The following is a 14,843-nucleotide window of genomic DNA, read 5'->3' as shown; positions in this document are numbered from 1 at the left end:
TGAAAATTTTTTAATCTGATTGAGAATCATATTATGAAGTTTATGTCTGATAAAAAAAGGGTTGAGATAGATACAGTAGATAAGAGACTACTTATGGAACTTTTAAGAGATTCTAGAGTTAGTTTGAGAAGATTAGCAGAAGAAATGAATGTATCCCCTGCAACACTTCATAATAGACTTTTAAGATTAATGCAAGAAGGTGTAATTAAAGGATTTATAACACTATTAGATTATACTAAATTAGGTTATTCTTTAACTAGCATAATTATGGCAAAAGTTGATGGAAAACATTTAGTTGAATTTGAAAAAGAAATATCAAATTATGATAATGTAATTGCAGTGTACGATATTGTTGGAGAATATGATGTTGCAATAGTAGCTAAGTTTAGAAGTGTTGAAGATTTAGATACTTTTTTGAAAAATCTTTTGAAAAATCCTAAAGTTGAAAGAACTCATACGAGCATAGTGCTAAACGTAGTCAAAGAGGATCCGAGAATCAGAGTTATATGATTTTTAATGTTAATCATTACCAAAAGCCTTAAATATAGTATTATGGCTTTACTCTTTTATATGGTGAAATTATGAAGTTCTGTCCAAAATGTGGAGGCGTAATGATACCAACAAAGAAGGATGGTAAAGAGATCCTAAAGTGTACAAAGTGTGGCTATGAGATGGAACTTACTGCTAAGGCTAAAAAAGAATATAGCGTAAAAGAGCAAAAAGATAAGAATAGTAGAGTATTAACTACTTCATTGGTAAGTGATAAAGGAGAGAGAAAGTTGGAAGAAGAACAACTAGAGCAAGAAAGAGAAGAATATTACAAAGAAGTAGGATTAGAATTACTAAGAGAAGAGTTGAGTGAAGAATCAGAATCAGATGAGGAATAATCTGATCCTTTCTGCATACTCATTCATCTCCTTATCATTTTCGTATTTAGTTCTCTTTTCCATAGAATCTAATTCTTTGCCATCATTATAATATCTTGGTATAACATGAATATGTAAATGAAATACATGTTGTTCAGCAGCTTTTCCATTGTTAGATACTATATTAACTCCGTCAGCACCCATCTTTTTTAATGCAATCGCTACTTTTTGAACTACCTCCATTACTTTTGATAATTTATCCTTTGGAATATCAAAAATATTTTCGAAATGATCTTTAGGAATAACTAAAACATGACCTTTATTAACTGGATTTATGTCTAAAAATGCTACGATATCTTGATCTTCATAAACTTTTTGTGATTTTATTTCACCTTTAACAATTTTACAAAATATACAATTATCTACTTGCATCGAATATAAATAGAGTAAAAACTTTAATGTTTTACTACATTAAGTATAAGCTGATGAAAATATCAAACGTTGAATCAAAGTATGTTGTAAACGTAAACAACAAGAAATTAGTTATAGAAGAGGCTAGGAATGAGAAAGGTGAAAAGATAGTCTCTTTTTACATTTTAACTAACGCCAAGCTCCCAAACGGAGAAGAATGGAATGAAGATTTAACAAATGCTAAGACTATTGAAAAAAGAGAGGATCTACCCGAGAATCTTAGAAAGCTATTAAGAAATGTTTTAAGGAGTTTATAAATTGTCTTTATAAATATAAATATACCATATAAAGAGAGGTGATTGTTTGGAAGAACATTTTGATTTTATTTTAACAACTGACAGATGTTTGATGACTAATCACCATGGAAAAGAGTTTTTAGGCTTCTTAGGTACTGGACCAGCTATTGGAATACCAGAGAGTGTGTGGAAATGGTTAGCTTGTCCTAAAATGAAAACAGATGAATTAGGAAGACCTCATCAAGCACCTTACGGAATGAGAAAAATAGAAGCAGCATTAATTGATGCTGGTTTTAAAGCAGCAATCATAGATCCCGACCATTTAAATAAACATTTACCTTATGCAAAAGCCTTAATGTTCTCTCATCATGATTATTTTGCTTTTGGTCCTCCATCATCTACTTGGTGGGGAATAACTAGAAGAGAGCCTGTGAATTACAAGAGTTTTATGCAGTTAGTAAATAGACCAGAAATAAAGAAAGAAAAAGAAAGAGGAATGAAAATCATTGCTGGAGGACCATCAGTGTGGCAATGGCTATGGAGAGAGGATATGATTGAAAAAGTAGGTGTAGATGCTTTAATTGATGGTGAAGGGGAAAAAGCTGTAGTTAAGTTGGCTCAGATGATAATTGATAATGATCCATTGCCTAAATATGTATACATAGGAGCTGATGAAGCTCCTTCAGTTGACGAAATACCAGAAATCAAAGGAGCTAGCGTTAACGGATTAATTGAAGTAATGAGAGGATGTGCTAGATCGTGTAGATTTTGTTCAGTAACTCTTAGACCAACCAGATACTATCCATTAGAGAAAATTGAAAAAGAGTTAATGGTTAATGTTAAGAATGGAGTTAGACATGGAGTGATTCATAGCGATGATGTTCTATTTTATGGGGCAGTTGGAATTTACCCGAGACCAGAACCTTTAATAAAATTACATAAATTGGTAAAGAAATACTATAAGACTATAGCATGGAGTCATGCAAGTCTAGCTGCAATAAGGTATTCGGAGGAGAAATATGGTTTGATTTCAAAGCTAATGGAAATAGTATACGAAGATGAGAATCAAAGATATTTAGGTGTAGAAGTTGGTATTGAAACTGGATCAGTTAGATTAGCTAAAGAAATAATGCCAGCTAAATCAGCTCCTTACAAAGTGGATGAATACCCAGAAACTGTTGAACAAGCATTCAAAATAATGCATGAGAATAGAATAATACCAGCTGGTACAATGATTGTTGGTTTACCAGAAGAAACAGAAGATGATGTTTATAAAACAATAGAGTTGGTTGATAATTTAAGACCTTATAGAAGCATCTTAGTTCCTATGTTCTTCGTTCCCATGGGATATTTCAAAAATAAAGATTGGTTTACTAGAATTAAATTAACAGAGGCGCACATTGAGTTATATAGAAAAGTATTTTGGCATGACGTATATTGGGCTGAAGATATCATAAATAATTTCTATATGAAAGGACCGTTATACTATCCAGTAAGAATGACTTTAAAAATATTCCTTAGAGTTGCTAAAAGAATGATGAAAAAAGTAGAAGCTAATTTAGAGTCATATTTAAAGAAATAATTTTCATATTTTTCTAGGATAAATATAATCTTTAGGAGCTTTGCTAAATGGTTCTAAATATTTTCTTAAAATCTTAGGTATTTCTACCACTCCATCTTCTTTTTGATTGTTTTCTAATATAGCTGTTATTGTCCTTGTGCTAGCTATTGCCGTACTATTTAGCGTATGAACATATCCTTTTTTATTATTCTTATCAACATAACGTATTTTCATTCTATATGCTTGCCAATCTAAGCAATTACTGCAACTTACCATTTCTCTAAACTTAGCCTGAGCAGGCATCCAAACTTCTAAATCGTATTTCTTTGCAGCACATGCTCCTAAATCACCAGTAGCTATGTTTATAACCCTATATGGTAAACCAAGACCTTGAAATATTTCTTCTGCATTTTTAATAAGTTCCTCATGTAATTTCCAACTTTCCTCCGGAGCAGAGTATATAAATTGCTCTACCTTATGAAATTGATGAACTCTGAATATTCCTTTCAAATCCTTATTAGCTGCACCAGCCTCTTTCCTAAATGCTGGACTTACTCCAACAAATTTTAATGGAAGTTTCTCTTTGGGTATCTCTTCCTTAAAGTACATAGCAGCTAAAGGATGCTCTGCTGTAGCGATTAAATATAAATCTTCATTTTCAATTTTATATATAGCGTCTTTAAATGTATCAAGATCAATTACACTCTTTATAACCTCTCCTCTTAACATGTAAGGGGGCAAAACTAAAGTATAACCTTTACTCGTCATTACATCAATAGCATAATTAAGTAACGCAATATCTAGCCATACTATGTCATCAAATAAATAGTAAAATCTTGCACCAGCTACTTCGGCAGCCTTTTTGGTATCACCTAATTTAAGAACGTTTTCTAACATATCAGCGTGTCCAACGGGTTTCCAATGAATTATCTCATAATCTACTTTATTGCCCTTAAGCTGATTAAGAAATTCTTGTTCGTCTTTTTCATAAACTTTGAATTTCCCCCAAAATCTGATAGGAACACTATAATTTTCATCTGGCCCTAAAGGAGCAGTATCATCAACTATATTTGGTAATTGCATCAATAAATTGTCTCTTTCTTCTTCTATTTGATTAAGTTCTTTCTCTTTTTCTTCGAGAATTTTTAATAACTCTTTTGCCTTCTTTATTAATTCTTGTCTCTCTTCTGGTTTAGCTCTAGGTATAGAAGAACTGATAACATTATGCTCATGTCTTATTCTATCAACTTCCTGTAAAGTTTGTCTCCATTTTTTATCAAGTTCAACAGCTCTATCTACTATAGAAACATCAATATATCTTCTTTTCATATATTCTTTAAGTTTTCCCGGATTATTTCTAATTAAGTCTAATATACTCCAAGACACAATAATCAAAAAACGCAAAAGAATTTATGCCTTCTGATCTTGTTGGCTCTGCTCTTCTGGTAACCCATAAGTTTGAATCCACATTTCCACAATATCATAACCATAAAGTTGCTTGAACTTTTCCCTTCCTTCTGGTGTCATTTTTAACGGATTCCACGGAGTATCTAAATCAATATCCACATCAACAGACTTGGCTGGCACAGTTTCTCTAATGACTTGTTCTACAGTATAAATTAAATCATCAACAACTGGGCAACCAGGTGCAGTTAACCCCATACGAACATATACGTCTCCTTCATCACTAATTTTCAATTCATAAATTAAACCCAAATTTACTATATCTACCGGAATCTCAGGATCATAAACTTGAGTTAGAGCTTCCATTATTTTCTTTTTCCATTCCTCCTTATTGATATTTTGCTGGGTTGACATTTTAACCATATTTAATTACTACTTCATACATTTTAAACTCTCTATTTAATTAAATCAGTAGAACTCCTATAGAAACATGTTCTATTTCCAGTGTGACAAACTGGTCCTACAGATTCAACTAAAAATACCATTGCATCCCCGTCACAGTCTATCTTAAAATCCTTAACTAACTGATAATGACCACTAGTTTCTCCTTTTAACCATAATTTTTTTCTACTTAAAGACCAAAAATGAACATATCCAGAAGTAAGTGTTCTAAAAACAGCTTCTTTATTCATGTGTCCAACCATTAACACATCTTTTGTCATATAGTCTTGAAGTACAGCTATAATAGTATTATCAGTATGTCTAAACCATAATTGTTCTATGATTTTTTGCGCTTCTTCTTCTTTTAATTTTTTCATCTTTTAACCCACTGATAGAAATTCCTTAAAAATATTTTTCCAGTATTACTACTTTTCTCTGGGTGAAATTGTGTTCCTACAGCGAAATCATTACAAACTATTGCTGGATATCTAACGCCATAATCACTGTAGGCAATATAATTATCTGTATAAGCAACGTAACTATGAACATAATAAACATATTTTCCATCAATTCCTTCAGTTAATCCACAAGGGTCATTTTTAACATATATTTTATCCCAACCTATATGAGGTAGTTTAACATTTGCATTTATTCTATCAACTTTTCCTTTAAACCATCCTAATCCTTTACTTATTCCTCCTTCTGTGCCTTCCTCAAACATGACTTGCATACCTAAACATACCCCAAGAAACTTTGTTCCTCTTTCTCTTAACTCTTCAAACTTGCCTTTCAAAGAGTTTAAATAAGAAGCAACTGCAGAGAATGCTCCTACTCCAGGTAAGACTATTACATCTTCATCTCCTTGAGGAAAGAAGGATATAATAACATTGAATCCTTCTCTTTCTAATCCTGCTTTTATACTAAATAAATTCCCCACGCCATAATTTATGACAGTCGCTTTCATTACTTCATCCTCCTCTTTAATTCTTCGTAAACTTCCTCTGGTTTTACTCCTTCTATAGCCATTAGTACAAAAAGATGATAAATCAAATCTGCAACTTCGCTTATAAATCTTTCTCTCCCTTCACTTAAGGAAGCTACTATTACTTCTGTTGCTTCTTCCCCTACTTTTCTAGCTACATACGGTTTTCCTTTTTCTAATAATTTAACAGTATAACTACCTTCTTTTCTAGTATTTATTCTATCCATAATTATTGAATATAAAGTATCAAGAACATCACTACTCATACCTAACACCTATGCTATCTGCGTGATAATTAAAACCTTCATATTTAGCTAGTATTTTAGACGCTTCAATAACTTTTTTATCTGGAGTTTTAGCTGAAGCGTACATAATCATCTTTAAATAATCATAAACAGATACTCCACCTCTTATTTTTGCCCATGAATTTGTTGGTAAAATATGATTTGGACCAGCAGAATAATCAATTAATGCTGGTGGAGTACTTCCTAAAGTTATTGCACCAGCATTTTTAACTTTCATTAAATATTCATTAGCATTTTCAACTTGAAGTGAAAGATGCTCTGGTGCAACTTCATTAGCAATATCAATCGCTTCATCAATACTATTAACTTTCAATACAAAGTAAGTATTTTCATCTTTATCAAGTTCTCTTGTTACTATTTCAATTAACTTATCTGAAGTTGTTAATAAAACTAAGAATGTTAATCTGCCATGTTCTGCTTGTGCTCTTAAATCTAGAATTATATTGTTCGGATTTGCTGATTCATCTGCTATAATTACTAGTTCTGTAGGACCTTCAATTCCATCAATTCCAACATCACTACTAACTAAGTACTTTGCCGCTTGAACGTATATATTACCTGGACCAACTATTTTATCAACTTTTTTTACTGTTTGAGTTCCATACGCCATTGCAGCTATCGCTTGTGCACCACCAATAGTATAAACCTCTTTTACGTTTAATTTAAGAGAAATATAAGCAATAACTGGGTTTATCTTATTAGGAGGAGATGAAACGTATATTTCTTTGACTCCAGCAACTATAGCTGGAACACCAGCCATTAACAATGTTGATGGATAAGCTTTATCTCCGCCAGGTACGTAAATGCCAACCTTTTCAATACTTCTCCATAGTACCCCATATTCTACACCATTAAAACTGCCTCCAATCATGTTTGGAGGTTTAATTGTATTATTAAATTCATAAATTTGAGAATAAATTATATCTATGGACTTTTTCAAATCTTCAGAAACTTGAGAAGCTAATTCTTCTATATTGTTTAATTTTAATGAAGTAAGCTTAACTTTGTCAAATTTCTCTTCCAATTCAAAGATTGCTTCATCTCCTTTTGTCTTAACATAATTTATTATTTTTTCTACGTCTGGAATAATTTTTGAAAAATCATTAGGTCTATCTTTGGGTAATTCTCTCTTTATCATATTCTCACCTCAACACCCTTACTTAACAAATATTTCTTTAAATCGGGTATACGAATTATACCATCATGAAAAATTCCAGCAGCTAAAGCTGCATCTGCTACTTTTAAAACCTCATAAAAATGCTCCATCTTTCCAGCTCCGCCACTTGCTATTACTGGTATATTAACGGATTTGCTTACTTTTTCTGTTAATTCAATATCATATCCTTCCCTTGTTCCATCTTTGTCAATACTAGTTAATAGAATTTCTCCAGCACCCAACTGTTCAACTTCCTTAGCCCAACTTATCGCATTTAGTCCAGTATTATAAGTTCCAGATCTTGTGAATACAATGAAGTCATTATTTACTCTTTTAGCATCAATAGCAACAACTACAGCTTGAGCACCGAACTGCTCTGAAGCTTCTGAAATTATTCTTTTGTTTTCCACCGCGGCAGTATTTATGCTAACTTTATCAGCACCATTTCCTAAAATCCTTGAGACATCATCTATTGTCCTTATACCACCACCAACAGTTAAGGGTATTGACAATACGCTTGCTGTATTTTTAATCACTTCTAATAATGTTCTTCTACCCTCAACTGTTGCAGCGATATCTAAAAATACTATTTCATCTGCCCCTTCGTCTTCATATCTTGAGGCTAATTCTACAGGATCTCCTTTATCCTTAAGATTAAGAAAATTGACTCCCTTTACTACCCTTCCGTTCTTTACATCCAAACAAGCTATAATTCTCTTTGTAGTCATAAAGATCCCTTCAAACTAAACGTCTCTTCATAAACTATTCTAGTAGCCTCATATAACGCAAAACCTAAACCTTTGAAAGAAGCTTCAATAATGTGATGAGTATTATAACCTCTAAGTTGAAGAATGTGAAGATTTACACCAGAGTTGTATGAAAATGACTGGAAGAAGTGAAATATATTTTCAGTAGCTAATCCTCCTATATCTTCTCTGTTTAAGTTTAATTCAATATTACTTACACCTCTTCCGGAGATATCAACAGCAACTAAGACTAAAGCTTCATCCATTGGAATTATTTGATGGGAGAAACGTCTAATCCCTTTCTTATCTCCTAAAACTTCTTTAAAAGCCTCTCCCAAAGTTATTGCAACATCTTCTACTATATGATGATCATCATATCCTTGTTTGTCCTCAGCCAATAGCATTGCAGTGGAGTTCATGTAATAGAAAAGTGTTGAAAGCATGTGATTAAAGAAATTAACGGGAGTTGACACTTTGACCTCTCCTTTTTTATCTATATCAAGATGAAGTTCAACCTTAGTTTCTTTGGTTTCTCTTATTTTTCTCACACTTCTAGTAGACATATTTAACTCCCCTTAGAGGACCTTTATAAAAGCTCATACCAATTATTGCATAGTTAAAACCATACTCTTTTAACTTATATAAATCCTCTATTGAACCAATTCCCCCAGCATACTCTTTGATATTATTGATTTTTAGAATATAATTTTTTACATTAGGGTCAATTCCTCTTCTAGTACCTTCATTCTCTACGTAAGTGAAAATATAACCTAATGCATCAAAAGAGAGTATAAAATCAATTACTCTAATAGATTTCTCTCTCCATCCTCTAATTAAAATATATCCAGAAGAATTGTAATCAACTGAAAGTAAGATTTTATCTTTGCCAATCTTTTCCTCCAGATTTTTGTATTCCTTTGGTTTTTTAACTGGAAGAGTTGAAATTACTAAAGCTGAGCAATCATAACTAATTAGCCTTTCAGCTTTATTAACGTCTCTTATGCCACCGCCAACTTGGACCCATCTAAACCCTATATTACAAATTTCTTTTATTATCTCCTCATTATTTCCTAATTCTTCAGCAGAATCTAAATCCACAACGTGTAAATAATTATATCCCTCTTCATAGATTTTGTAAGCTATTTGGATAGGGTTTCCCAATATCAAACCAGTTCCTCTTATTCCTTTAATTCTTTTTACTGCCTTCCCTTCACTAATATCTATACTCGGAATAATTTTTATCATCACTTCACCACTTTTTCAATATCAACAACAACAATATCCATAGCTCCATTAGCCTTAACTTTAGCAATAACTTCTGGTAATAAATCTTCATCTACCACAGTTATAACTTCCCATGCATCACTTCTAGCTAATTTCGAAAGCGTAGGAGAAAGCATAGCTGGTAAGGAAGAAATCACTTTATCTAGTTTGTCATCTGGTACGTTCATAAACACCATTTTCTTGTTTCTTGCCATTAGTGCGCCTTTCATCATTGTTAACAGAAGATTAATTTTGTCTGCCTCTTCACTCTTAACCCAGTTTCTATTTGCTATTACAACTGCACTGCTTTCGAGAATAACATCAATAGGTTTTAATCCATGTAACTTTAGCGTTGTTCCAGTACTCATCACATCAATAATTGCATCGGCAGCACCTAACGATGGCATTACTTCAGCAGCACCGCTTATTTTCACAATTTTAGCCTTGAGGTTTTTCTTTTCTAGGTATTGTTTCGCAATGTTATAATATTTTGTAGCTATTCTAATTTCATGTTTTATTTCTTCAACTCTATCAATATTCCAGCTTACTGGAACTGCCAGAACTATCTTAGATTTGCCAAAGTCTAATTTGATTAATTCTTCAACATCGGCATTTGATTCTAAAACATAATCGTGTCCCGTAATTCCGATTTCTGAAGCACCAGATTCTACAATGCTAGGGATATCTTCTGTCCTCACCATAACTAATTGAACTCCTTCCCAATTTGTAGGAATGATTAGTGCTCTATCATCTGAGAAGTTGCCTTTTACACCAACTGAGTATAAAAACTGTAATACTGGATCTTTTAGTCTACCTTTATTTGGAATTGCGATTTTCAATAATCTCACCCAAATAGTTTAATAGGGTATCTATCTGTTCCTTTGTTCCAACACTTATTCTATAATATCCAGATAATGGCTTCCTAATTGCTATACCTTTATTTAGTAATGGAGTCAATAACTCCCTTTCATCTTTAACAAATAGGAAATTCGTAAGGGAATTATAAACTTTAAGACCTAGTTTAGTTAATCCTTTGAATAAATATTCACGATTCTTAGTAATTTCTTTTACTACATCCTTTACATATGAGGGATTTTCTAAGGCAGTTATTCCAGCAATTAATCCAGGTAAAGAAATATCAAATGGTGTTGAACCTTTCATAAGATTTTTTACTATTTCTTCATTCGCAATTAAATATCCTACTCTAAAGGAAGCTAAAGAGAAAGCCTTACTTAAAGTCCTAACTATCATAAGGTTAGGATATTTTTCAATAAGTTTGACTGCGGAATAACCAGAAAATTCATAATAAGCTTCATCTATAAGGACAAACCCCTTAACAGTCTCAGCTAATGCCTTTATCTTTTCTTCTTCGGCTTTTAACATTGGTGATCCAGTAGGGTTGTTAGGATCATCTATAACTACTAGCCTAGCATCTTTTGCTTCTTCCAAAAATTTATCAAAATCCATTTTCCACCAGTTTCCATCCTCTTTGAGATTCACTTTTATAGCCTTTAAACCTCTAACTGAAGTATAGACTTTATACATACTATACGAAGGATTATTCAACACAACCTTATCTCCTACTTGTGCAAGATTATAAAAAATAGCCCTTAGTGCCCCATCCCCACCTGGTGTAGGATATACGTTCTTAGGCTCTACTTTATTATATTCTGCCATTAATTCTCTTAGTCTTTCAGTTAAAGAAGGATGTTGATATCTATTACCTAAGTGAAGATATTTCTTAACTTCCTCAATTATAAAATCTGGTGGTGGATAAGGAGATTCATTTAAATGAAGTCTTATACCTTCATTTATATCATCAAAACTATACTCTTCTGCTTCAATTAACCATGGATATATGAGGCTTTTGACATCAGCGGTTGGTGCAATAAGAAACCCTACTTATTTGATGAGGAAAAGTAAATAAACTTTACTGTCAAATTATAATGAGTGTTTGAGGAGCTTACAACTGCGAAACGATTAATAAAAAGTTATTATTATCTTCCAAAGTTGGTCTTAGTGTTAAACATTGCAGATTACCTTTTTAAAAAAGGCAAAGATATATGTATATTTAATTTTGACAAAATTAAATGGGAATTTTATCCTTATGACATTAACTTTACCATGAAATGTAATGAAAAATCAGAAAATATTGTTTTTGAAGCAGATGATGAATCAGAAATACCTCCAAATTTCTTAATAGTCACTTCAATTAAAAGATTAAACCTAGGAATACCAGTTATAGAGATCGAGAAAATAGATCAAAATCTTTACAAGATGAACATAAGTGATAAAATTTATTTATTTAGAATAATAGAAGGTAAAATAATAGAAGAAAAAATCAAAGGATTAAGCGAAGAAATAATACAATTACTTAAGGAGTATGGAGAGTTGTCACTAAAGGAAATAATTGATATATTATCTCATAAAACAAGAAATAGTAGAGATAATATAAGAAAAGAAATATATTTCCTAAAAGATTTAGGAATAATTCAAATAAAAGAAGGGAAAGTGTTACTCAACAATTATAGCAGGCTTCATAGGTAATGCTTCTTTATTATACTTACTCCTATCTAATTCTGATATATTGTGAACCTCTACTGGTACATTGAGTTTGTATGAAATGTATTTAGCACCTTGTTTTAAGACCTCTAACTCATTTACATCGTAACCTAAAATTAACTTCTTCATTGTATCGTCTAACTCTACGGCTAGCTCATAGATTTTCTTATATAGATTAGCCATTCTCTTATCAGAGGGTTTCTCTTTTTCCATAAGTTGTTTTAAGGTACCACCAGAAGATAAAATTTGTACAGCATCTTTGAGTACTTTCATTAACTCTTCTTCAGCAACATAAATCTTAACAACTTTTGGTGTATTCTTAAAATAATAATTGATTATCTTACTAGCATCTTCTATTATTCTTTTATGATATTCATGAATTAAAATAAAGTATAAGTCCTCTGAAGATTCCTCAGCAGTAGGCCATTTTTCTAATGAAATATATGTATTATGGCCAAGCTCATGCCAAATTTCTTCAGCAAAGTGAGGAGCAAATGGTGCTAATAGTTTGATCCAAATTTCAATAATATCTCTCATCAACTTACCATTAGGTTCTTTACCTTCAGCTTTACACATTTCCATATATTCCTTTAAGTAAGAATCGAAATTATATAGTATGTCATTTACAGTGCTTCTAAAATCAATATTGTCCATATATTTAGTTGACTCTAAAACCATTCTATTCACTTGAGCTCTTAACCATCTATCAGCAAAGTCTGTCCCTTCGCCATTATATTTTGGTAAGTCTTTAATGAACTCATAATATTTCCTTAATATTTCACCAACAGATTTTGCATAAGAGTCACTAAAGTTAACATCAGAACCCATATCAGCAGTTGAAGTTAAAGTAATTCTGACAACGTCTGGACTATAAATTCTTAAAGCCTTTCTTAAAGGTATTATGTTTCTTAACGATTTACTCATTTTCTTTCCTTCGTAAAGAACGAAACCATTAACAGCAATAGCTTTTGGCCATAACTCCTCTGGGAATATAGCAGCATGATTAAATATAAAGAAGGATAGATGATTAGGAATTAAATCTTTACCGCTATGTCTAATATCTAATGGATACCAGTATAGGAATTCGTCTCTAATTTCTTTAATTATTTCTTTTGATATTCCAGTTTTACTAGAAATCTCGTCAATGTTACCTATTCCAAGCATTACATAGTTCCAAAAATCATAGGTTAACTGAGAAGGTCTTAGTTGATATTGTTTAATCTTATGAGCTATTGTATAATAAGCCATGTAAATTGTGGAATCGCTTAAACTCTCAATTATCCACTTCTTATCCCATGGTAAAGGAGTACCTAATCCTCTTGTTCTTGCACAAGCTCTTTTCTGTAACCAATCGGCTACAAACTCAAAATCTTTCCTTACCTCCGGTGGAATAAACTTCATATTTGCAATTAACTTCTTTGCTAAAGCTTTCCACTCTGGGTTTCCATAATCAAGGAACCATTGATCTTTTAAAATTTTTACAACTACCTCGTTACCACATCTGCAATAAACTGGCCTATTCATTATTTCAAATATTTTTCTTCCTAAGCCATTATTTATTAAGAACTCTGTAATTTTCTGTCTAGCCTCTGGCACAGATAAGCCTGTGAAAGATTTAAAAAACACTACATAATCCGGTTTCACTAGCTGACTCACATCTTTCATCTTTCCTCTATTATATTCTATTCTGTAAACTTGTTCTGTAAGTTTTTGCAAATCATCCTTGTTTTTTGGATTATTTTTCTCTACGAAATCCCTAGCTAAAGTGTCACCTTGGCCTTCAACTTGAATAACTGATACTATAGGAATATCTTGCTTAATTTTCTTTAGATAGAAATAGTCAAATGGGGCATGAGCTGGAACACTCATAACAACTCCAGTAGCTACATTAGGATCTACGAAGTCGGCCGGTAATATAGGAATTTCTTTTCCAGTTATTGGATTTATAGCTTTGTATTTAGTCAGTTCCGAACCCTTTATATTTCCAATATTTTTTATATTATCAATTTGAAATGTTAATTTGAATGCTGATCTTTCACTTACTATCATTTTCTTTCCATCAATCTCAATAATGGAATAAGTGACATCTGGATTTACCCAAACAGCTACAGCTCCAAAAACGGTTTCTGGTCTTAATGTGGCAGCTGGTAAAATTCCAAGATCAGTAGTAAAGTATATCAAAACAAATTCTCCGATTTCTGGTTCCATATCTCCTTTTGTATCATGCATTCCTACTGGAATATGATGAACTGGACACCATCCAACTGGATGAGTGTCTCTCACTATGAAACCTTTCTCTTGTAATTTTGAGAATTGCCATACAATAAATGACGAAAATTCTGGGTCTATTGTGGTAAATTCCCTTCTCCAATCAATACTTAATCCTATCTCCTTCATTGCTTTTTTAATTTCATCCTTAAAGTAGTTTGCCATGAATAATGGATCAGCTAATTTAGAAATCACATTATCTGGTATTTCATAAATATTCTTGAAAATATCTATTAATTCTTTATCACCTTTTGCAACATCATCCGCCATAGCAATAATTGGTGTTCCAGTATAATGAAAACCCATAGGGAAAAGAACATTATACCCTTTCATTCTCATGTATCTAGCATAAATATCACATGTCACATACGTTCTTCCGTGCCCTAAATGGAAAGGGGAATTAGGATAAGGAAAAGCTACTGTAGTAAAGAATTTTTTTCTATTTTTATCTGGGTTAGCTTCAAAGATTTTAGCTTTTTCCCACTCTTTTTGCCATTTTTCAGCTATTGATACTAAGAAGTCAACGAATTCCTTAGCTGAAATCCCTAACCACCAAAACACCTTTATATCCTCGAATATTTA

The 14,843-nt window shown here is 32.1% G+C and carries 18 protein-coding genes; 5 read left to right on the top strand and 13 right to left on the bottom strand.

The genetic code is table 11. The annotated features are described in order from the left end of the window. The first annotated feature begins 42 nt into the window (after positions 1-42). Both ACAM25_RS12345 and ACAM25_RS12340 read left to right on the top strand, forming a co-directional pair. The gene (locus tag ACAM25_RS12345) at positions 43-510 is read left to right on the top strand and encodes an Lrp/AsnC family transcriptional regulator (protein ID WP_369610003.1); all 468 of its coding nucleotides are present in this window, start codon (positions 43-45) and stop codon (positions 508-510) included. Between the two features lie 71 nt (positions 511-581). Next, positions 582-887, top strand: coding sequence for a zf-TFIIB domain-containing protein (locus ACAM25_RS12340; RefSeq protein ID WP_369610002.1), 306 nt, complete (start codon positions 582-584; stop codon positions 885-887). Here the strand turns inward: ACAM25_RS12340 and ACAM25_RS12335 are convergent. Then, complete coding sequence (locus ACAM25_RS12335) at positions 873-1,298, bottom strand: HIT family protein (protein WP_369610001.1); 426 nt, start codon at positions 1,296-1,298, stop codon at positions 873-875. The genes ACAM25_RS12340 and ACAM25_RS12335 overlap by 15 nt on opposite strands. A gap of 53 nt (positions 1,299-1,351) precedes the next feature. Between ACAM25_RS12335 and ACAM25_RS12330 the strand changes: the two genes are divergently transcribed. After that, entirely contained in the window at positions 1,352-1,594 is a 243-nt protein-coding gene (locus tag ACAM25_RS12330) for a hypothetical protein (protein WP_369610000.1), read from the top strand. A gap of 91 nt (positions 1,595-1,685) precedes the next feature. Beyond that, positions 1,686-3,155, top strand: coding sequence for a radical SAM protein (locus ACAM25_RS12325; RefSeq protein WP_369611687.1), 1,470 nt, complete (start codon positions 1,686-1,688; stop codon positions 3,153-3,155). Positions 3,156-3,158: 3 nt separating this feature from the next. On the opposite strand, the gene serS is transcribed toward ACAM25_RS12325, so the two are convergent. From serS to hisC, 11 genes are read right to left on the bottom strand one after another with little or no spacing between them, the layout of a single operon-like run. Continuing rightward, positions 3,159-4,520: a serine--tRNA ligase gene (gene serS / locus ACAM25_RS12320; RefSeq protein WP_369609999.1), complete on the bottom strand. Its 1,362-nt coding sequence runs from the start codon at positions 4,518-4,520 to the stop codon at positions 3,159-3,161. A 24-nt stretch (positions 4,521-4,544) separates the two neighbouring features. Beyond that, positions 4,545-4,952, bottom strand: a complete 408-nt coding sequence (locus ACAM25_RS12315) for a metal-sulfur cluster assembly factor (protein WP_369611686.1) — start codon at positions 4,950-4,952, stop codon at positions 4,545-4,547. Between the two features lie 41 nt (positions 4,953-4,993). Continuing rightward, positions 4,994-5,356: a phosphoribosyl-AMP cyclohydrolase gene (hisI, locus tag ACAM25_RS12310; protein ID WP_369609998.1), complete on the bottom strand. Its 363-nt coding sequence runs from the start codon at positions 5,354-5,356 to the stop codon at positions 4,994-4,996. After that, the gene (gene hisH, locus ACAM25_RS12305) at positions 5,353-5,943 is read right to left on the bottom strand and encodes an imidazole glycerol phosphate synthase subunit HisH (protein ID WP_369609997.1); all 591 of its coding nucleotides are present in this window, start codon (positions 5,941-5,943) and stop codon (positions 5,353-5,355) included. Before hisH ends, hisI begins: the two co-directional genes overlap by 4 nt. After that, positions 5,943-6,227 (bottom strand): phosphoribosyl-ATP diphosphatase, encoded by a 285-nt coding sequence (gene hisE, locus ACAM25_RS12300; RefSeq protein ID WP_369609996.1) that lies wholly within the window; start codon positions 6,225-6,227, stop codon positions 5,943-5,945. The genes hisH and hisE overlap by 1 nt, the downstream gene beginning before the upstream one ends. Then, complete coding sequence (gene hisD / locus ACAM25_RS12295; protein ID WP_369609995.1) at positions 6,220-7,404, bottom strand: histidinol dehydrogenase; 1,185 nt, start codon at positions 7,402-7,404, stop codon at positions 6,220-6,222. The genes hisE and hisD overlap by 8 nt, the downstream gene beginning before the upstream one ends. Continuing rightward, positions 7,401-8,150, bottom strand: coding sequence for an imidazole glycerol phosphate synthase subunit HisF (gene hisF / locus ACAM25_RS12290; protein WP_369609994.1), 750 nt, complete (start codon positions 8,148-8,150; stop codon positions 7,401-7,403). The genes hisD and hisF overlap by 4 nt, the downstream gene beginning before the upstream one ends. Then, positions 8,147-8,731 carry an imidazoleglycerol-phosphate dehydratase gene (gene hisBd / locus ACAM25_RS12285; protein WP_369609993.1) on the bottom strand — a complete coding sequence of 195 codons (585 nt, stop codon included), beginning with the start codon at positions 8,729-8,731 and terminating at the stop codon, positions 8,147-8,149. Before hisBd ends, hisF begins: the two co-directional genes overlap by 4 nt. Then, positions 8,721-9,413 (bottom strand): 1-(5-phosphoribosyl)-5-((5-phosphoribosylamino)methylideneamino)imidazole-4-carboxamide isomerase, encoded by a 693-nt coding sequence (gene hisA, locus ACAM25_RS12280; RefSeq protein WP_369609992.1) that lies wholly within the window; start codon positions 9,411-9,413, stop codon positions 8,721-8,723. Before hisA ends, hisBd begins: the two co-directional genes overlap by 11 nt. Then, positions 9,413-10,270 carry an ATP phosphoribosyltransferase gene (hisG, locus tag ACAM25_RS12275; RefSeq protein ID WP_369609991.1) on the bottom strand — a complete coding sequence of 286 codons (858 nt, stop codon included), beginning with the start codon at positions 10,268-10,270 and terminating at the stop codon, positions 9,413-9,415. Before hisG ends, hisA begins: the two co-directional genes overlap by 1 nt. Next, positions 10,248-11,321, bottom strand: coding sequence for a histidinol-phosphate transaminase (hisC, locus tag ACAM25_RS12270; RefSeq protein ID WP_369611685.1), 1,074 nt, complete (start codon positions 11,319-11,321; stop codon positions 10,248-10,250). Before hisC ends, hisG begins: the two co-directional genes overlap by 23 nt. A gap of 129 nt (positions 11,322-11,450) precedes the next feature. On the opposite strand from hisC, the gene ACAM25_RS12265 reads away from it, so the two are divergent. After that, complete coding sequence (locus ACAM25_RS12265) at positions 11,451-11,978, top strand: hypothetical protein (RefSeq protein ID WP_369609990.1); 528 nt, start codon at positions 11,451-11,453, stop codon at positions 11,976-11,978. On the opposite strand, the gene leuS is transcribed toward ACAM25_RS12265, so the two are convergent. Further along, positions 11,946-14,822: a leucine--tRNA ligase gene (gene leuS, locus ACAM25_RS12260; RefSeq protein WP_369609989.1), complete on the bottom strand. Its 2,877-nt coding sequence runs from the start codon at positions 14,820-14,822 to the stop codon at positions 11,946-11,948. The two genes, ACAM25_RS12265 and leuS, sit on opposite strands and share 33 nt — an antisense overlap. Positions 14,823-14,843 lie beyond the last annotated feature (21 nt).

This window comes from Sulfurisphaera javensis (assembly GCF_041154675.1).
Classification (GTDB): domain Archaea; phylum Thermoproteota; class Thermoprotei_A; order Sulfolobales; family Sulfolobaceae; genus Sulfurisphaera; species Sulfurisphaera javensis.
Note: the sequence above shows the minus strand (reverse complement) of the source record. Positions and strands in the feature narration are given on the sequence as shown.